The sequence below is a fragment of the Crystallibacter degradans genome, assembly GCF_012952295.1.
Classification (GTDB): Bacteria; Actinomycetota; Actinomycetes; order Actinomycetales; family Micrococcaceae; genus Crystallibacter; species Crystallibacter degradans.
This window is the reverse complement of record NZ_JABBCH010000031.1, coordinates 1-18,146: the sequence shown is the minus strand read 5'-3', so window position 1 is coordinate 18,146 and position 18,146 is coordinate 1. Positions and strand designations below refer to the sequence as shown.

Below are 18,146 nucleotides of genomic sequence, written 5' to 3'. Positions count from 1 at the left end.
TTCCTGGGCAGGTTTTCCGTTGAACAGGTGGACGGGAATCTTCACATCGCCGGCGTCACCGCCGAGATAGTCGCTGGTGGCGCCCGTCAGCATGTGTTTCATGCCCATGTCCATGCCACCCCCGCCCCCGTGATCCATGCCCTCCATGCTGCCGCCGGACATATCCATGCCCATGGACAGTTCCTCCACGACTTCCTCCGGGGTGCCGGTAATGCCGTCAAGCCAGTCATCGAGGATGATGACCCACTCCTGGTCATAGGACAGGGCCTCTTTCGGGTCCTCGATGATCAGGGCCCCGTAAAGGGCGCGTTCTCGCTGCATATCGAAGTGGGAGTGGTACCAGTAGGTTCCCGGGTGGGCCAGCCGAAACCGGTAGCCGTAATCGGTTCCGGCGGCGATGGCCTCCTGGGTGAGGCCCTGGACGCCGTCGGCGTCGTTGCGCAGGGCCAGACCGTGCCAGTGGACACTGGTGCCTTCCGCGAGTTTGTTCGTTACGGGAACATCGAGCAGGTCACCCGTTTTAGCCCTGATCAACGGGCCGTTCAGGGACCCGTTGTAGCCCCAGGTGGATACCGGCTTTCCGGCGATTTTCGTGTTGAACGGTGCGGCGGTGAGTTGCTGTGTGACTGTCGTTCCGTCCGCGATGCGGCGGGCTTCGAAATCCGCGATCAGCGGATCGGTCGGCAGGATTCGGGCCGCCGCTGCGGCCGGGGCAGAAGGACTGGAACAGGCGGCCAGGGCGGCCGCCGCGGCGCTGGCCACGGAAGCGGAGAGTACCGAGCGGCGGGTAAGGAGACGGTTCATGGGGGCTTTCTTTCCAAGAGGGACCGCAAGGGTCACCGATGCTGAAGCTGGCAGGAGGGGATGCGTCCGGCGTGTGTGCCTTGTGAGGGCACGGCCGGAACGCGCATGTCCGGCTCTACGTTCGGCTGATGGAGAGCTGTATGAGTGACGGCGGCCGCGGCAGCCGCGTGCTAAGACCGGGGGCACGGGGCAGCACATCGAAACGGTAGCCGGGCGTTGACCCATGAAGTTCCGGTGCCGGGGCCCCTCCCGGTGCAGCAGTTGCGGGGGCGAGGACGCAGTCGGCCAGGAACATGTGTCCGCTGTCGCTGCACGTGCCTGCGGCGGGCATGGCGGTGGTTTTGACCGCTGTTTCATGGGCAGGGGAGAGCGGGTTGCCGTTCCCAGGCACGGGATGCTGTTGCTGGCCGGCAGCGGTGGCGGTGCCGGTGCCGGTGCCGGTGCCAGCGTGGGTTGCCGGAGTGCCGGAAACAGTGTGGCCGGACGAGGAGGCAGGTGTTCCCAGCATGCAGGACATGACGAACAGCAGCCCTGCCAGCAAGGGGAGGATTCTGTGCAAGGAGAGCGCGGCAGGCGGCACCGGTGTGGCGGCGATGATGCTCTCCTCTCGTCGTTGTTGGTATTTGCCGCCGGCAGCAGTAGGGAGCGTTGGCTGCCGCCGGCGGCGTGGCCGGGCTTGGTGTTTAGAGGCCGGAGTAGGAGTGCAGTCCGGGGAAGTAGACGTTGACCACCGCGAAGTTGAAGATGACGCACAGGTAGCCGATGATCGACAGCCACGCCGCCCGGGTGCCGTCCCAGCCGCGGGTGGCGCGGGCGTGGAGGTAACCGGCGTAGACGACCCAGATCACGAAGGTCCATACTTCCTTGGTGTCCCAGCCCCAGTAGCGGCCCCAGGCAGCTTCGGCCCAGATTGCGCCCGCCATAAGGGTGAAGGTCCAGAGGATGAACCCGATGGCGTTGAGCCTGTAGGCCAACTGCTCCAGGCTGACGGGGCTGGGCACCAGCCGCAGCAGTCCCGCCGTGCGGGGTTTGCCTCTTTTTTCCTGGCGGGTCTTTGCCAGTTGCAGGACTGAGAGCGCGAACGTCAGGGTGAAGATCGCTGCGGACAGGACCGCGACGGAGACGTGGATGATGAGCCAGTAGCTCTGCAGGGCCGGGATGAGCTGCGCGACGGGGGTGGGGAAGGCGATCGCTCCTGCCATGAGCATGACCAGGACCAGACCGGTGATGAAGGTTCCGAGGAAACGCAGGTCCCGGAACAGCAGTGCCGTGAGGAACACGGCCATGACCAGCATGGCGCCGGTTGTGGTGAATTCATACATGTTGCCCCAGGGCACGCGGTGGGCTGCCATACCGCGGGTGACCACGCCGGCGGCATGGACAACCAGGCCCAGGATACCGACGGCGACGCCGATGCGTGCCGCGGGCCGACGCAGGGCCTTGTATCCCATGGAGTCGTCCACCACGGCGTCCTTGTGGTCGTTCGCCTTGCCGGCTCCGGAACCGTGGGTCCATTGCACTGTTCCCATGGTGCCGGCAGCGGCAAGCTCCGGTTCCTGTGCAGGTTCCGCCGGCGCCGTGGTGACCTTGCGCGCGCGGACCAGGTCGGCGGCGAACGCGATGAATGAAACCGTGTAGGTCAGGGCGGCCAGCAGCATGAACAGCTCGCTGTACTGGCCGAGGGTTTCGTTGACCGGAGTCATGGTGTTGCCTGCCTGTTCTGATCGTTCGCTTTGTTCCAGTGTGCGGTCAGGGCCGATCCGATCCGGATGGCTTCCTTGGCGAGGGAATGGTCTTCTCCGCGGGCCAGAAGCCCGTACTCGATCATGGTGCGTCCGTCCTCGTGCTGGCCGGCGCGGATCCAGACCCTGCGTCGTGCGGTCGTGAGTGTGATTATCAGGCCGAGCAACGCCAGTGTGGTGAAGACCAGCGCCCCAGCCTTGCCCGGATCGTAAACGATGTCCAGGGCTACGTAGCGTTTCAGCCCTTCGAAGGTGATGGATCCCTTGCCGTCCGGAAGTTCGTACGTCTGGTAGGCGCCGAGCACGATGCCGCCGTCCGGCAGGTCCCTGCCGTTAAGCTGTGTCAGTTCGGTGGTATCGAGCTGGTAAACCGAAACCGGGTTGCCGTCGTCGAGCCCGAGATCCCCGGTATAGGAGTTCAGATTCAGCTGGGGGTTGTACGGATCCGGATCCGAGCCGAAGGCCACCCCGTTCTCGTCCACCATGGCCGTGGGCAGGAAGAAACCAACAAACCCGAGCTGGTCAGGCCGGGCATCGGGTGCCTTGATGACGATGGTCGAGTTATAAGTGGCATCGGTGGGAAGTGAGGCGACCGGTCCTTGGAGTGCGATGTTGCCCTCGCCGTCGCGGACCGTTATCTCCGGAGCGTAGCCGTTGCCGATCAGGTAGACGTTCGTGCCGCCGAATCCGATGGGTTCATTGACCCGCAGGGTTTCCTGCCGCGGTGCGTCCGAGGGACTGTCCTGGACTGTCATATCCGCCGTGAAGTCGATGGGATTGCCGTAGCTGGCCGGGTTGCGGTCGAAGGTGACGTCAAAATTGTTCAGCGTCAGCGAGAACGGGACGAGTGCCCCGGGGTTGAAGCTGGTACCTGGGAAGAAGGAATCGTAGCCAGGCTCGGCATTCGTGAACCCCTCGCCTTCGATAATGAGCTTCTGTCCCCGGTAGCCGAACATGCCGCCGACGGCGATGGATACCAGCACTCCGATCATCGCGGTGTGGAAGACCAAATTGCCGGCTTCTTTCAGGTATCCGCGTTCGGCCGCCACCGAGGGCAGGTCCGTGCCGGTATCACCCAGCTGCACCCGGTAGCCGCGCTGGCGCAGGATCCTGGCAGCGTCCTCGATGGCCCGGTCCGGGGTCAGCGCCGTGCCGGCGGCGACGGTCATCGTCCCGTATTCAGGGAGCCTGGACAGGCGCCGGGGCGTCCGTGGCGGCTGGGACCGGAGCGCTTTCCAGTGCTGGACGGCCCGGGGGATGACGCACCCGATCAGGGAGATGAACAGCAGCAGGTAGATCGCGGAAAACCAGACCGAGGAGTAAACGTCGAACAACTGGAAGCGGTCCAGCCAAGGTCCTGTCCCGGGGTTGTCCTGAATGTACTGGGTCACGACGGCGGGGTTCGCCGGTCGTTGGGGAAACAGCGACCCGGGCACTGCCGCCACCGCCAGCAGCAGCAGCAGTTGCAGTGCGGTTTTCATGCTGGTCAGCTGGCGCCAGGCCCAGCGGAGCATCCCGGCCGGACCCAGCCGGGGCAGGGCGACGTCCTCGAGGGAGGTCTTTCCTGACGGAGGTTTTGTGGTTGTCATGGCTTGCCGGGATCCGGCGCCGCCAAGGCGTCCTCGATGATGGCTTCCAGCGTGCTCTTGTCCGCGATGCCAAGGATACGCGCAGCGACGCGGCCTTCCTTGTCCAGTACCAGGGTGGTCGGAACGGCCTGGGGCGGCACGTAGTCGGTCAGCGCGAGCAGGATTTGCCCGTTTTTGTCCTTGAAACTCGGATACTCAATGCCGAAGGAGCGCTCGAACGCGGATGCGGTGGCTGCCTCGTCCCGGGTGTTGATCCCGTAGAACTGCACCCCCTGCGGCTCGAAATCGGCGTGCAGGGCGGACAGGTCCGGGGCTTCAACCCGGCATGGCGCGCACGCCGCATACCAGACATTCAACACGGTGACCTTGCCGGCCCAGTCATCATCGGTCACCGTGGTTCCGTCGAAAAGCTGGCCGCTGAACCGGACAGTTTCGCCGCGGATACCTTCAGCGTATTCGGCAACGGAACCGTCGCCGGCGACATAGCTGTTGGTTCCGGCATTGACTTTTTCAGCTAACGGATCTTCGGCTGCACAGCCGGAAAGCAGCAGCGAGGCAAAAACAGCAGCGGCAGCGGCCTGGCGGCGGTTGAGTAGGGAGAGTTTCATCGTTCTTTCTTTCGGGGTCCGGTTTATCGAGCAGAGGCTGGGCCCGTTAGACGGGTGTGAGGTAAGTGCCGGCGAGGTTCTGGAGCTGGTAGATCCAAAGCATCCAGATGCCGGAGACCATCAGGACGCCGACAAGGATCAGCAGGCCGCCGCCGATGAGGTTGAAGGTCCTGATGTGGCGGCGGATAAAGGCCAGGGTGGTGCTCACCCAGTTCAGCCCCATGGCGACCATGACGAACGGGATGCCCAAACCCAGGCAGTAAACGAAGCCGAGCAATGCGCCGCGCCACGCGCCGCCGGTCGTCGTGCTCAACGCCAATACCGCGCTGAGGGTCGGCCCCATGCAGGGTGTCCAGCCGAGGCCGAAGACTATGCCAAGCATTGGCGCTCCGGCTACACCGGTTTTCGGTTTGAACGGTAGCCGCATGGTCCGCTGCATCAGGGAGAGCTTTCCGATCAGGACCAGGCCCATGACGATGACGAAGATGCCCAGGATGCGGATGAGGAGATCCTGCCAGCGCAGCAGCCACCCGCCGATCGCGCCGAAGGCGGCGCCATAGAGGGTGAACACGGCGGCGAATCCCAGGATGAACAAGCCGACACCGGTCATCACCCGGCGCCGGTTATCCGGAGCGGCAGGATCGGCCAGACCTGACACATATCCGAGATACCCGGGGACCAAGGGCAGGATGCAGGGGGAGATGAAGGAAACGACTCCGGCGGTCATCGCCAGGGGAACTGCTATCAGCAGCGCACCCGACTGCACCATCTCCGCGAAATACACTCCGATGGTCAACGGTATGCCTCCGTACCCCGGTACTGCGTATTCATTCGCCTGTCCCGGGACCGAACTCGTAGCGGTAGGTTCTGGCCAGTGAACCGTCCTTGGAGAGATGTTCCTCTACCAGCGACCAGCCCAGCCGCGCATAAAACCCATCCGCGCTGCCGGTCCCGGCGATGACGGAGAGTTCGGCCCGCACGGCGCCTCTGGCACACGCCTGTGTCAGGAAGTGCCTGACCAATTCTTTGCCGGCTCCGCTGCCTCTGGCCTCTGGGATGACCGCCACAGCGGTGATGACGGCAGTGCCGGGTGGTGCCGCTGCACCGCTAGCCGGGGCGCTCGGCGGTACGGCGCCGGCAGGAACACGCTGCGGAGGCCGTTTCAGCAGCCTGCGCAGATACGCCCTGGCCCGGGTGCGCAGGAAATGCGCGGCCAGGCGGGGGCGAAGGGCCAGAGCGCCGGCACCTGCTGTACCCAGCCGCACCCGATGCCTTCCGAGGACGTCGTCGACGTGCCGGACCTGGTCGGTGGCGCCGACGAGGAAACCCACAGGTTGCCGGTTCCCGTCCGGAGCCACAAGCTCGGCCATCAGCGCAGTTCCGTGCGGAGCGTTCAGATACGTTGCATGCCAGCGCCGGACAAACCTCTCGCCCAGCCGGGGGAACAATCCATGGGGCAGGAAGGCGCATTGCAATGAGGCGGTCAGTGCGAGGTCATCACCGGTTGCAGGGCGTATGACCACCCGGGGAAGAATCGGGGCTGTCATGGCCACTTTCTGGGGGAGCGGTACGGGCGGCAGCGAGGTGACGTGCCGGCAGGTCACGGGAGCGATTGACACAGCCGCATCAGCTTTCAAGCACGCTGAAAGTCGCCCCGCTGTCTGCCGAGTGCTCGACGCCGGCGGCTGTAGCTATCCAGATCTGCAGCTGCCCCTCATCTCCCGGGGCCGCAGCGATGGCTGCGGGCGGACCGGAAACGGCACCGCCTGACGCCTGCCACGTCTTACCGGCGTCACGGCTGACCTGGACTGATCCGTCGGGGGCGACGCCGACCGCCGTCGCCTCGTCTGCGAACGTCGTCAGGAGCATTACCGGCGCATTCGCCGGCAGGTCCCAGGTTTTACCGCCGTCGTCCGAGCGATGGACGCCTTCCTCCGTTGTCGCCAGGACTACCGGGCTCAGTGACGTTCCGGCCAGACTGTACGGCTGGATGTCTGTATCCGCTTTAGCCCAGGTTTCCAAATCACCGGTGAGCCGCAGTTCACCGTCGAAGCCGACGATCCCGTTGCGCGTCACGGTCAGGGCGTGGAAGTCGGACTCGCCCTGGCGGGAAAGCGGTTCCCAGGTTTTCCCGCCGTCGGTCGAGTGGATCAGGCCGGCCGGGTTGGGCAGGTCTGAACCGGGGCCGGGGTGGCCGGAGGCGTAGAAATGGTCGTTTCCGGCTGGTGAGAAGCCCATCAGGTCGATGGTTGGCCCGATTTTTTGAGGTGAATCACCAGTGACATCGAAGAGCCCGTCGTGGGTCGCCAAGAGGACCTTGCCGGAAGCCGGATCGACGCTCATGCCGTGGACGTGGCCGTAGGGGGCGGCGCCGGTGGCGGCAGGATCGGGGGTTTCCGCGGGTTGGGCGCAGCCTGCGGCGAGCAGCGCTATGGACATGGCAGCAGCAGTCACTACTCCGCGCTTCCATGTGCGGAATCGAGAGGACTTCGAGGACTTTGGTGCGTGGTTCATCAGGAAAAATACTCCGGTCAGGGAAAGGGGTCCGCAGTACGCGGGAGGGCCGGGGGAGGGGCAGCATGTTGCCCGGGGCACGGGATCAGACCCGTGCCCCGGTATGGGGAGACAGGAGGTGTCAGAGAGCGGCGAGAAGATCCTTCATCTTCTCGATCTCCGCTTCCTGGTCTTCCACGACCTGCTTGGCTAGGGCAACTGCATCCGGATTGGAGCCGTTGGCCACTTCCTCTTCGGCCATCGCGACCGCGCCTTCGTGGTGCTCGATCATCTGGTCCAGAAACATCCGGGCTGCGTCATCGCCCTGGGCGGCTTCGAGCTTCCCGAGATCATCCGGGCTCATCATGCCTTCCATGGCATGGCCGCCGGACATTTCCGTCGGCTCGCCCCAGGCCTCGAGCCAGCCGGTCATTTTCTCGATTTCCGGTCCCTGGGCGGCCTTGATTTCTTCGGCCAGCTGCGTGATCTGCGGGTCCAAGCCGTCCTTAGCCAGCATGATCTCGCTCATCTGCACGGCCTGTTCGTGGTGCGGAGTCATCATCTGCGCGAACATCACATCAGCACTGTTGTGGTCACCGGCAACCCCGGAAGAGGCAGCGGAGGGGGACTGGGACGTGGTTTCCATGCCCTGCGTGGTCTCCGCGGCAGTGTCCGATCCGGTGTCGGAGCCGCAGCCGGCCAGGAAAAGGGCGGCTGCGACGGCCGTTGCGGAGAGGGCAGTAAAGCGTTTCATGGTGGTTTCCTTCGAAAGTTCTCTTTAAATGCTTACTATCAGGGCGCAGCGCCTGCAGGTGTTGCAGGGCATGCGGCAATTCGTCCTTCCCCGCATGGAGGGAAGGAACCGGATTCTAGGTACGGCTGATAGAGAGCTGAACGAGCGAAGGAGGATGAAGGCCCGAGGCGGCCAGCATCACTGGCTGCGGGGGTACGCGCAGACCACGCCGGCTTTCAATCCGGAGCTGTTGAGGGACGAAAAGCAGCACGAAACCGGCCACGATGGTCATCAGGACGCAGACGGCGTCCATCAGGCTGTGCCCGCTTTCGCACGCACTGGCACAACCTGCAGCCTGTAGAGGTTCGGCCGCAGTCACTTCCAGTGCGACCGTCCCCGGGGCCGGTGACCCAACGTCATGGCTGGGGGCGGCCATGACTGACGTGGCATGGTCAACGGCGCCCATTTCCGGGGCATGATGGGACACATTGAGGATATGCATCCCGATAACCCCGGCGATCACCGCGGCCAGCCCCAAAAGCAGTGCCAGAGAGTGCCGGAGAGACCGCGAAAGGCCAGGCGTGATGGGGTAGTTCATCATTGCTGCCTTTCCTGCCGAATAGTCCCGCCCCCATGTACAAGGGTATCGAAGGGTGCGGGCCCCGGCGAATCCGCTAGATGATTAAGTCCTATTGCTTTCGGCGTTGTTAGTGGTCGTAGGCGATGGGGGAGCGTTTGTTCGGGGCGCCGGTTTTCCAGTTGTTCCAGATACCGGCGGCGAGGGCGAGGAGCTTGGAGCCGACGCGGGCGTAGACGCTTTCGAGGGTGCGCGCCCCGTGGTGTTCGAGCCCGAGCTGGCCCTTGAGACTGTCAAAGACTGACTCAATCCATTGCCGGATGCCGCCGAAACGGCCGAAGCGGGGCTTTTCATCCTTGCGGTCCGGGCGGATCAGATGCGCGCCGAGGTCCTCGGTGATGAACCGTTCTAAGTCACGGCCGGCGAATCCCTTATCACCCAGGATGACCTGGCCCTGGCGGATCAGCCGGTGGTCGGCTTCGAGCAGCGCCTGGGCGACTTCGCGTTCGCCGTGCTTGGGGTTGGCCAGGGCCCAGATAACAGGCATGCCCTCGGGCGTGCTGATCAGGTAGAGCCGGAAGCCCCAGAAGAACCGGGAGTGGGAGGCGCAGTATCCGTAGCCGGCCTGTCCGGCCAGGGCTGATCGCTTGACGGTTTCGCGGGAAGCCCCGCACGGGACCGGGGTGGAATCGAGCAGGCGGAGGATCTCGTGCCAGGACTGCGTATCCCTGGCCAGTGCTGTGATGGCCGCGGCGATCAGCGGTCCGGCGGCGCGGAACTGGCGGCCGATAATGTAGAGCAGCATCCCGATGACGAAAACAGCGCCGGTACCGGCAGCATCAAAAGCCAGGACGGCGTCGCCCGGCTCATGGCAATCGGCGGCATGCATATTTTAAAGGGGTCCGCTGTCCGAAATCTCTAGGCTGCCCATACGGCGGGCGGATGCTCCGGTATGGCGGTGTAAGCCGGCAACGGTGTCGATCCATGCGGATCAGGTAGTCCCGCATGTCCTGGCCGTCCGCCGGTCGGAGACCAGCAGGATCAGCGGCTGGTCCTCGGTCTCCGAGACGCGGTGCCCGGTTTGTAGCCGGTGCTGGTTTCGAATGCGAACGGACCTGGAGCAAGGCCGTCCCGGTTTTCGCGGCGGGGTCGCAGAGCCAAGGGTTGCAATGATGGCCACGGTCGAAGCCCGCTGGCGGGTCAGCGGGCTTGGACGGTGGCCATCATGCCTTGGTCTTCGTGGTCCAGGATGTGGCAGTGGATCACAGTGCGGCCGGCGAAGTCGTCGAAGGCCACCCGGACTTTCACCTGGCTGCGGGCGGGGACGTTGACGACGTCCTGCCATTTAGGCTCGGTCACGTCGCGGTCGCCGTCCTGGACGATCTGCATGGGCCACACGTGCAGGTGGATGGGATGGTCCATGGGGCTGGAGTTGGCCAGGGTCCACTCCTCCACGGTCCCGGCCGCTACCGTCTCGTCGAGCCGTTCGGGGTCGAACTCCCGGCCGTTGATGGTGAAGGCCATCATGGCACCCTGTCCGCCGCCCATGCCGCCGCCCATGCCTCCGCCCATGCTTCCACTCATGCCCATGGCAAAGTCCAGGGTACGGACGGCGGTGGCCGGCTCGTTCCGCAGATCCCGCAGGGGCTGGCCCTCGGGCACGGGCCCGGGGTCAGAGCCCGCGCTTCCCGAGACGGCCAGGGTGAGCAGATCGACCGGGTCGCCACCGGAAACGCTGCCGCCCCTCATGGCCCCGCCCATCATGGCGTTCACGCCGCCGCGGTCCACGGGGGCAGCCGTGAGGGCGGAGACCCCCTGGCGCGTTTCCACGAGCAGCTCAACGCGGTTGCCGGGGGCAAGAACCACTTCGGTGACCTCCTCGGGGATCGGCAGGCGCCCAAGGCCCCGGCTGAGCAGCCGGACCCCCTGACCCTCCAGCGTTAGGCGCAGGTAACGGGAGGGGCAGGCATTGATGATCCGCCACCGCTCCCGTTCTCCGGGGGCGGCGCGCAGCTGCGGGCGGAGTTGCCCGTTGACCAGGACGATCTGTCCCTCACGTCCCATCATCTGCTGCATCTGGTCCACCTCGGCGAGATTGCCGGTAGCATCGAGGGACAGGTCGGAGACCACCATGACCCGGTCCCGGGCGACCGGAACCGGGTCGGGGTCCTCCACCACGATGGCCCCGTAGAGGCCGGCGGCGACCTGGCCGGCGACGTGCCCGTGGCGGTGGGGATGGTACCAGTAGGTACCCGGCGGGTGGTCCTCGGGCAGGGCGAACTCGTAGTCGAAGGACCCGCCCGGGTCGATGCTTACGAAGGGGTTGTCGCTGTTGCCCTGTGGGGAGACGTGCAGTCCGTGCACGTGCAGGTTCGTGGGAGCCTGCAGCCCGTTGCGCATTGCGACCCGGATCGTGTCGCCCGCGCGCGCCCGCAGGGTCGGACCGGGCAGGGAACCGTTGAAAGTGTGAACCGAGGCCTCCCGCCCGCCGACGCGGACCCGGGCCGGGGCAGCGGTCAGGTCCAGCTCCAGCACGCGGTCGCGGCTGGCCAGCTCCTGAGGTTCAGCGAGGTCCTCGCCTCCGGTGTATCCGGACCCGTTGCCGGTGGTCAGCCACAGGCCGGCGCCGCCGGCGGCCGTAGCACCGGCCCCGGCCGCGCCCAGTACCAGCAGCTGGCGGCGGGTCAGCGGGCTCACAGGTCGCCCTCGTCCAGTATCCGTCGCCGTTCCTGGTATTCCTCGGTGCTGATCTCCCCGCGGGCGTAACGGTCCTCAAGGATCTCCCAAGCCCGCCGCGGGCCCGCGCCCGTGGAAGACGGTGGCGCCTGCCCGTTGGTCGGCGCGGTTCCGCCGGCGCCACGGGTGAAGGCTGTTACCAGGACGACCACGAGCACAACGACGCCCACGATCAGCAGGAGCCAGAAGATCCACGCCAGCCCCATCCCGCCCATACCCAAGCCGTTCATCATGAGGTGTTCCTTAACTCTCGTTGTCCATGGCCAGGCCGTTCCTGACAGCGGGTTCTCCGAGCCGTGCGGTGCCGGTGGTTCTATGCCTTGATTGACCGGCCGGAGTTCTGCCAGGCTTGCTAACCGGCGTAGCTGCCGTCGAGCTCGACGACGTCGTACCCGATCTAACAAGGATACGGTTACCGCCAGCGCCCGCGGTTTGGTTTCGTCGAGAATGCTGCTCTGTTGTTCAAAGGACCCACTAGTGGTGTGTCTCCAAAATAGTCAAGGGGTAGTGCCTTGAGTTGGGGTATGTCGACTCCTGCTCCCGCTAGGGCGACGGCGGAGTCGACGACGTCGCCTTCAGCCCAAAGGCTCGCGAATTCGTCACTCTTCATCGTGAGTTCGCCAATAAGCTGGGCGAGTCGTGCGTCGGTTGGATAGCGCCCGGAGGTGAGTCGGAGAGACGGACGTGTGTGCGTGCCAACTCCTCCCAATTGCTGTATAAGTCTCGTCTAAGCGGGTCTAAGAAGAACGCACGGGGGGACTGACGATCGGTGATGCACATCCAATGGTGCTTCAAACGGGGTGTGCTCTGAAAGCAACTCGTGACCCGGGCGTTCCAGGGCTCCTGCATTGTTGACCGCCCAGGCGCCCAGGGAAATGGCGATAGCGACCAGCAGCAGATAGATCAGCGGATCCTGAAACTGGGCCAGGATCTTCCGCCATCTCGGCACCGGCGCGGAAGTACGGAGCTCGTTGGGCCCGTCCGTCTGCAGCCTGCGTTCTGCTTCGGCTGAATCCAAACCCGCTGCCGGATCCACCCGGAAGGCAACTAAAGCGTCCGCGGCTGCGCGTAAGTGCCAGGCGATGGGTTCAACAGGCCTGCCCGTGAACGTCATCGAAAAAAACCACGAAGAACTCCTCGAAGGAGGGACAGCCAAGGGCCGTCTCTTCGGCTCAGGCTATCAGCCAGCCTGGGCCGTAAGGCCGGACCGCCGGGGGTACACGTGCTGTATGTACGGGTGCAGCGCGGCCCCTCCTCGCCGTCAGCGACATTGCCCCTGACTAATCCGGGTAGGCAAGTTAGGTTCGGTTAACACGTCGGTCTTCGCCTGTCCCTACTCTTCCGTTTTCGTGCTGGTTGAAACAACTCGACGTGCGCGGGCTGCAGCGAGAACTCCCCTGCCTAAATGTGCCTTAGCCGTCGTCCACGGTGGATCATGCCGCAGCTCTGGCTTTGGCCGCGGATTACCAGCAGCGGCGCACAACGATTTAGCTTTTCCGTGCACGGAACCGCACTACCTGGCGCATAAGGCCGGTGCGTACCGATATATCGAGACCTACCAGCCGCGCTGTGCCTGTCAGTTCTGCAGACTGCACGAGCCGGTGCGGCGATCGGTCGACGAGGTGAATCAGCTTGGCTGCCGGCGAGGCCGTCAGGTCATAACCGATCAGCATACCGCTCGGTCTTAGTACCCGGGCCGCTTCCGCTATGGCAGCCTGCCAGTTCAGGACGTGATGCAGCATCAAGAAACTAAGCACAAAATCGAACGACGCGCTTTGAAAGGGAAGCGCCGTTGCGTCCGCTTGTTGCACTTTGGGACCCGGTCGCGGTAGGCGATCGCGGGCGTCGGCGAGCATGCCCTCATCGAGGTCCGTGACCGTCAGACGAATTCCAGGTGCCTGCTGCAACAGCGCCGCAGCCATCGCGCCGCTGCCGGCACCTAGTTCCAGTACATCACCACTGATACCGCAGCCTTGAAGTGCCCAGGGCAGGACGACAGATCCCGTGAAGTGCCGCCAAGAGGAGCAACGGCAAAACGCCGTTTCAATTCGGGACATCTTCGGCATAAAGCCTCCGGCCTAGAGAGCTGCAGCAAGGGCCTGGAGAGGACGAACATGAGGTCACCGCGTCACGCCATGGAGGGATGGTTGAAACAACCCGCCTATCCTACGCTGGGGCCCTGACCATTTGCGACCAAGCCTGCCTCGGTTCCCAACCTAGCAGCAGGACAACTTAGGACCAAGACAAGGGACGAGGGCAACCGGTGCTCCGGGGATCACGGATCCAGTCCACGAACCCGGTTGGAAAGAGTGGCAAAGGATTCACAAGTGCCTGTCCGGGTCTTCTCGGATTCATCGACCGTCGGCATGCCTTGCGCCGGAGGCTGTAATGGAATCATCGACCGGAAGATACTTTGTCTTGCCTGATCAATTCCCGTGCCTTCGAAGGAGACATAGATTCTTCATCGAACATCCTCGGCCGATCTGTTCGGTGCATCACCTCCACGCCCAAGAACGCGACCGGCAATACGCCGCGGATCAAAGAGTTACGTGCATAGGGCTGGGTCTACGCGGCCGGAAGCCTGGGCTTAACCTCTGGCCCGCGTCATGCTCGTGTCCAGCCAGCACGGGAGCTATACGTCGACTCCCACTCCGCCGTGATGATCATACGGATGGGACGGTTGCCTGACGCCTCTATGCCATCACCTGAGGCCCTGTTACCGGCCTCCTCATCCGCTTCCTGACCCGTCCTAGGATATTGGCCGCAGTTTCTGGGGGTCCCTGCGCTGCGGATCCTCGCCGGGCCTGACGACCAATACGGGGCAGACTGCGTGATGGATGAGGTGCGTGGACACGGAGCCGAGCAGCAGGCCGCTGAACCCGCCGAGTCCTCGTGAACCGACGACGAGCAGGTCCGCGTCCCTGGAAGCGTCGAGGAGGGCGGCCGCCGGTGATCCCTGGACAAGCAGCTTGCCAATGGGGACGTCCTCGGCCGGTACGCGTTTCAAAACCCGTGTTTGTTCGTTCTTTGCTGCCGCCTCAAACGACGCCGGGTCCCAAATCAGGCCCTCCATCCCTGCCGTTACCGCAGGAGGCTGCCAGGCGGTCACGGCACGGACCGTGCCGCCGCGCAGGCGCGCCTCGGACACCGCCCAGCCGAGGGCGGCCCGTGACCCGTCCGACCCGTCCAAACCGACCACGACCTGAAAGCTCTCATCATTGTCCACGGGTCTGCCTCCTTCAGCGCCTGCACATGCCTACCCAGTGTGGCAGATATGGGACGGGCCTGCCATGGTTGTTCAACCAAACGAGAGGACTGCAACTAAGCATCAGGGCGCGATCGAAGGGACTGCAGGACCGGAAGCGTGCGTGTCGCGGGCTTCTGGCGCTGGCAGAATGGATGCCGGTCAGGCTTCAGCAGGCGAATGCGGAGCCTGCCGGAGCTCCCCGATCCCAGGAGGCAGACCGATGCTCGTCCTCGTACTCAACTCCGGCTCCTCATCGCTGAAGTACTGAGCCGCCCGTGCTGCCGTCGCGCTGATCATGGACCTGTTCCTTCCGCATTGGGGGGGCTCATGTACCGGTACTATTCTACAAGGCGTAGCAGCGGGCCTCTGGTCAACGCGACCATTCGGGACCGGGGTCCGCCGCACGCAGTGACCCTAATAGCCGATCCTGCCCTTCCAACAAGGAGAACCTGTGGTCCCGAGCAACCAATCCGCACGGTACAGGGAGATCGCCGAGGTTTTGGCCCGTCATGGACTTGGCTTTCTCGCCGGAATCACCGGCCTTGAACGCTGGGTCTGATTTCACCACGGGGTGTTGGGCCATCAGCCGCGTGAGCTCCCCTACACAAACCCCGAACACCTTCGGCTGGCCTTGGAACAGCTTGGGCCGACATTCATCAAGCTCGGCCAACTGCTCTCCACGCGCTCGGATCTACTGCCCCCGGACTATCTACAGGAGCTGGCCAGGCTTCAGGACGGGGCACAGCCTGTCCCCGGCGACACCGTCCGAGAATTGATCCGACAGGAACTCGGAATGGGCCCGGAGCGGCTCTTCGCCGAGTTCGATGAAGAGCCGCTCGCCAGCGCCTCGATCGGGCAGGCCCACGCTGCCACGTTGGAAGACGGAACGCCCGTCGTCGTCAAGGTCCGGCGACCCGGCGTCGTCGCACGCATTCAGGAGGATCTGGAGATCCTGCAGAATCTCGCCGCCCAGGCGACCCGCCGGTGGGACGCTGCAGCCGATTACAACCTGACAGGTATCGCCGGGGAATTCGCCCGGACCCTGCGGGCCGAACTCGACTATCTGCAGGAAGGGCGCAACGCGGAACGGTTCGCGGAGAATTTTGCCCGGGATCCAGGCCTCCATATTCCCCGGGTTTTTTGGGACACCACCACGTCCCGCGTGCTGACATTGGAACGGGTCAGCGGGCTGAAGGTCGATGACCTCGATGGCCTGGACCGCGCGGGCATCGACCGCCGGGCGCTGGCCAACCGTGCCGTCGGCGCGATTGCGAAAATGATCTTTGAGGACGGCTTCTTCCACGCTGACCCCCACCCCGGGAATCTTTTCATCGAAACGGGAGGCCGCATAGGCCTGATCGACTTCGGCATGGTTGGTGAAGTGGACGAGAAGCTGCGGCAACAACTCGCCGCGCTGCTGGTCGCGCTGGCCCGGGCCGACCCGGAACGGGCAGGCCCTGCCCTGCTGGACCTGTCCGTGGCAAAACGTCCCGTCGACCGTGCGCAGCTGCGCGCGGATCTCGCCGCGGTGATGGCCCTTTACCAGGACCGCCGGCTGGCCGAGATTGAAATCGCGCCGCTCATCGGCAAACTGCTCGCGCTGTTGCGCGACCACCACCTGCAGCTGCCCCGGGAAAACGTGTTGATCCTGAAGATGGTTCTCATGGCAGAGGGCATGGGGGTCCGGTTGGATCCGGAATTCAACGTCGCGGAAACGCTCAACCCCTACGCGCAGCGGCTGGCACTTCAGAGCCTCTCACCGTTCGCCTACGCCATGCGGCTGGGACGGGCCGGCGTGGATGCTGCGAAACTGAGCGTCGAGCTGCCCGGAAAACTCCGCCGGATCCTGGATGCCATAGATACGGACGGCTTTGAACTGCACCTGCGCGCGGCCGAAATCGAGCCCCTCCTGGGACGCGCCGAACGCATCGGCAACCGCCTGGTGGCGGGCCTGATTGCCGCCGCGTTCATCAGGGGCTTGGGGGAACTGGTGGTCGCGGACAAGGACGAGTTCCGCCGCTGGGCACGACCTCTCATGGGGGCAGGACTCGGAGCGGCCGGTACGCTGGGTTCGTACCTGGCCTGGACCGGTCGACGGAAAAAGCGCTGACCTGGCCGCCCGTCACTGTGACTGCCTGGGGAACCGTCCATCAAACCGCGGCACATTTTCTCATGGGCCTGTCCGGATTCGTGTACGGGTCGGTCCAAGACGCGTGACCCGGCGGTGTCCGGCAATGCCACCGAAAGCGAAGCCCGCGACAGGCAGGGACTCTGATGGTGCACGTCTCCGGGAGAGCGATACAAGGAACTGACGCTGAATCCGTCCGTTCTTCCGTAGTTTCCTCCGTCTGTTCCCCGGCCCTTCGGGAGCCGGCTACCGGGTGATCACAACTTTCAACGCATTGGTTTCGGATGCCCGGGAGAAGGTGTCATAGGCGTCCAGGATGTTGTCCAGCGTGAACCGGTGGGTCGCAAATTTCTCCGCGGGGATCTTCTGCTGGGCCACCAGCTTCAGAAGCATGGGCGTGGTGTTGGCGTTGACGAGCCCCATGCTGATGTTGATGTTCTGGATCCAGAGATCTTCGAGGTGCAGTTCGACGGGCTTTCCGTGAACGCCTACGTTGGCGACGTTGCCGCCGGGCCGGACCACCTGGGTGGCCATCTCGAACGTTTGTGGGATGCCCACGGCCTCGATGGCAACATCCACGCCCAGGCCATCGGTCAGGGCCAGGACCTGTTCTTTCCACCCGGACGATCCGGAGATGACGGTCTCAGTGGCGCCGAAGGTCTTGGCCTGCTCCAGCCGGTTCTCATCGAGGTCGATGGCAATGATGGTCGCTGCCCCGTAAAGTCCTGCTGTGGCGATTGCTGCCAGTCCGACCGGTCCGGCGCCGATCACCGCGACCGTGTCCCCGGGCTTGACCCGGCCGTACTGGATGCCGATTTCAAACCCTGTGGGCAGGATGTCCGAGAGCATGACGGCCTGCTCGTCGCTGACCTCTTCGGGGAGCCGGTGCAGGGAGTTATCCGCATAAGGCACGCGCACGTATTCGGCCTGGGTGCCGTCTATGAGGTGGCCGAAAATCCAGCCGATGCCGGACTGTCCTTCATCCCCCAGGCAGTGCGAGTACAGTCCTGTCCGGCAGTTGGTGCAGTGCCCGCACGATTTGATGCAGGAGATGATGACCCGGTCTCCAACTTTGAGATTGCCGACAGATGCGCCGACGTCCGTGATTGTGCCGACTCCTTCATGGCCGAGGATCCGTCCTGCCTGAACGGCGGGAACATCACCTTTGAGGATGTGCAGGTCCGTACCGCAGATGGTAGTCGTGTCGATCCGCACGATGGCATCAGTGGGCTTGACGATTCTTGGGTCAGGTACATCCTGCCAGGATTTCTGTCCCGGTCCGCCGTAAACAAGTGCCTTCACTGTGCCTCCTCGACGTTGCCACGCCTCAAGCGTTCCGGCAACTAAGCATTTCGACCGCTCCGACAGGTGTGAGCCTACCAAGGCACAGGGCACCCGGGCCAGTGGATGTTATGCCGCCTACGGGTCCGGGAGTTATCGGGGCGCTTGGACGCTGCGTTTCCCCGGCGCTGTCAGGAAGACCATGGAC

The 18,146-nt window shown here is 64.3% G+C and carries 18 protein-coding genes and 1 pseudogene; 1 reads left to right on the top strand and 18 read right to left on the bottom strand.

The window, feature by feature from the left end; genetic code table 11:
- The 17 genes and pseudogenes from HGO92_RS22395 to HGO92_RS22320 all read right to left on the bottom strand — a co-directional run.
- Positions 1-804, bottom strand: an 804-nt coding sequence (locus HGO92_RS22395) for a multicopper oxidase domain-containing protein (RefSeq protein WP_169998808.1), incomplete at its 3' end; no start/stop codon positions are given.
- 115 nt (positions 805-919) lie between these two features.
- On the bottom strand, positions 920-1,345 hold the full coding sequence (locus HGO92_RS22390; RefSeq protein WP_169998805.1) for a hypothetical protein: 426 nt from the start codon (positions 1,343-1,345) through the stop codon (positions 920-922).
- A gap of 142 nt (positions 1,346-1,487) precedes the next feature.
- Complete coding sequence (ccsB, locus tag HGO92_RS22385; protein ID WP_169998803.1) at positions 1,488-2,507, bottom strand: c-type cytochrome biogenesis protein CcsB; 1,020 nt, start codon at positions 2,505-2,507, stop codon at positions 1,488-1,490.
- Complete coding sequence (gene resB / locus HGO92_RS22380; protein WP_169998801.1) at positions 2,504-4,135, bottom strand: cytochrome c biogenesis protein ResB; 1,632 nt, start codon at positions 4,133-4,135, stop codon at positions 2,504-2,506. The genes ccsB and resB overlap by 4 nt, the downstream gene beginning before the upstream one ends.
- Positions 4,132-4,743 carry a TlpA family protein disulfide reductase gene (locus tag HGO92_RS22375; RefSeq protein ID WP_169998799.1) on the bottom strand — a complete coding sequence of 204 codons (612 nt, stop codon included), beginning with the start codon at positions 4,741-4,743 and terminating at the stop codon, positions 4,132-4,134. Before HGO92_RS22375 ends, resB begins: the two co-directional genes overlap by 4 nt.
- Before the next feature lie 46 nt (positions 4,744-4,789).
- A complete protein-coding gene (locus tag HGO92_RS22370) occupies positions 4,790-5,539 on the bottom strand; it encodes a cytochrome c biogenesis CcdA family protein (protein ID WP_169998797.1) in 750 nt (249 codons plus the stop codon).
- A 31-nt stretch (positions 5,540-5,570) separates the two neighbouring features.
- A complete protein-coding gene (locus HGO92_RS22365; RefSeq protein ID WP_169998795.1) occupies positions 5,571-6,290 on the bottom strand; it encodes a GNAT family N-acetyltransferase in 720 nt (239 codons plus the stop codon).
- A 79-nt stretch (positions 6,291-6,369) separates the two neighbouring features.
- Positions 6,370-7,197, bottom strand: coding sequence for a F510_1955 family glycosylhydrolase (locus HGO92_RS22360; protein ID WP_346769069.1), 828 nt, complete (start codon positions 7,195-7,197; stop codon positions 6,370-6,372).
- A 181-nt stretch (positions 7,198-7,378) separates the two neighbouring features.
- Complete coding sequence (locus HGO92_RS22355) at positions 7,379-7,990, bottom strand: DUF305 domain-containing protein (protein WP_169998791.1); 612 nt, start codon at positions 7,988-7,990, stop codon at positions 7,379-7,381.
- Between the two features lie 115 nt (positions 7,991-8,105).
- Entirely contained in the window at positions 8,106-8,570 is a 465-nt protein-coding gene (locus tag HGO92_RS22350; RefSeq protein ID WP_240974893.1) for a DUF6153 family protein, read from the bottom strand.
- Between the two features lie 106 nt (positions 8,571-8,676).
- Positions 8,677-9,330, bottom strand: a pseudogene (locus HGO92_RS22345) (IS982 family transposase); the annotation flags it as partial.
- Positions 9,331-9,746: 416 nt separating this feature from the next.
- Positions 9,747-11,243, bottom strand: coding sequence for a multicopper oxidase domain-containing protein (locus HGO92_RS22340; protein ID WP_169998789.1), 1,497 nt, complete (start codon positions 11,241-11,243; stop codon positions 9,747-9,749).
- A complete protein-coding gene (locus HGO92_RS22335; RefSeq protein ID WP_169998787.1) occupies positions 11,240-11,515 on the bottom strand; it encodes an SHOCT domain-containing protein in 276 nt (91 codons plus the stop codon). The genes HGO92_RS22340 and HGO92_RS22335 overlap by 4 nt, the downstream gene beginning before the upstream one ends.
- A gap of 179 nt (positions 11,516-11,694) precedes the next feature.
- Positions 11,695-11,991, bottom strand: coding sequence for an MmyB family transcriptional regulator (locus HGO92_RS24805; protein ID WP_205834976.1), 297 nt, complete (start codon positions 11,989-11,991; stop codon positions 11,695-11,697).
- Between the two features lie 18 nt (positions 11,992-12,009).
- On the bottom strand, positions 12,010-12,396 hold the full coding sequence (locus HGO92_RS23510; protein WP_205834975.1) for a cation-transporting P-type ATPase: 387 nt from the start codon (positions 12,394-12,396) through the stop codon (positions 12,010-12,012).
- Between the two features lie 373 nt (positions 12,397-12,769).
- On the bottom strand, positions 12,770-13,348 hold the full coding sequence (locus HGO92_RS22325; RefSeq protein ID WP_169998785.1) for a class I SAM-dependent methyltransferase: 579 nt from the start codon (positions 13,346-13,348) through the stop codon (positions 12,770-12,772).
- Positions 13,349-14,031: 683 nt separating this feature from the next.
- Complete coding sequence (locus tag HGO92_RS22320; protein ID WP_169998784.1) at positions 14,032-14,508, bottom strand: universal stress protein; 477 nt, start codon at positions 14,506-14,508, stop codon at positions 14,032-14,034.
- A gap of 592 nt (positions 14,509-15,100) precedes the next feature.
- Between HGO92_RS22320 and HGO92_RS22315 the strand changes: the two genes are divergently transcribed.
- Complete coding sequence (locus tag HGO92_RS22315; protein WP_346769068.1) at positions 15,101-16,639, top strand: ABC1 kinase family protein; 1,539 nt, start codon at positions 15,101-15,103, stop codon at positions 16,637-16,639.
- Between the two features lie 264 nt (positions 16,640-16,903).
- Here the strand turns inward: HGO92_RS22315 and HGO92_RS22310 are convergent, their stop codons facing one another.
- Entirely contained in the window at positions 16,904-17,959 is a 1,056-nt protein-coding gene (locus HGO92_RS22310) for a zinc-binding dehydrogenase (protein ID WP_169998782.1), read from the bottom strand.
- Between the last annotated feature and the right edge of the window lie 187 nt (positions 17,960-18,146).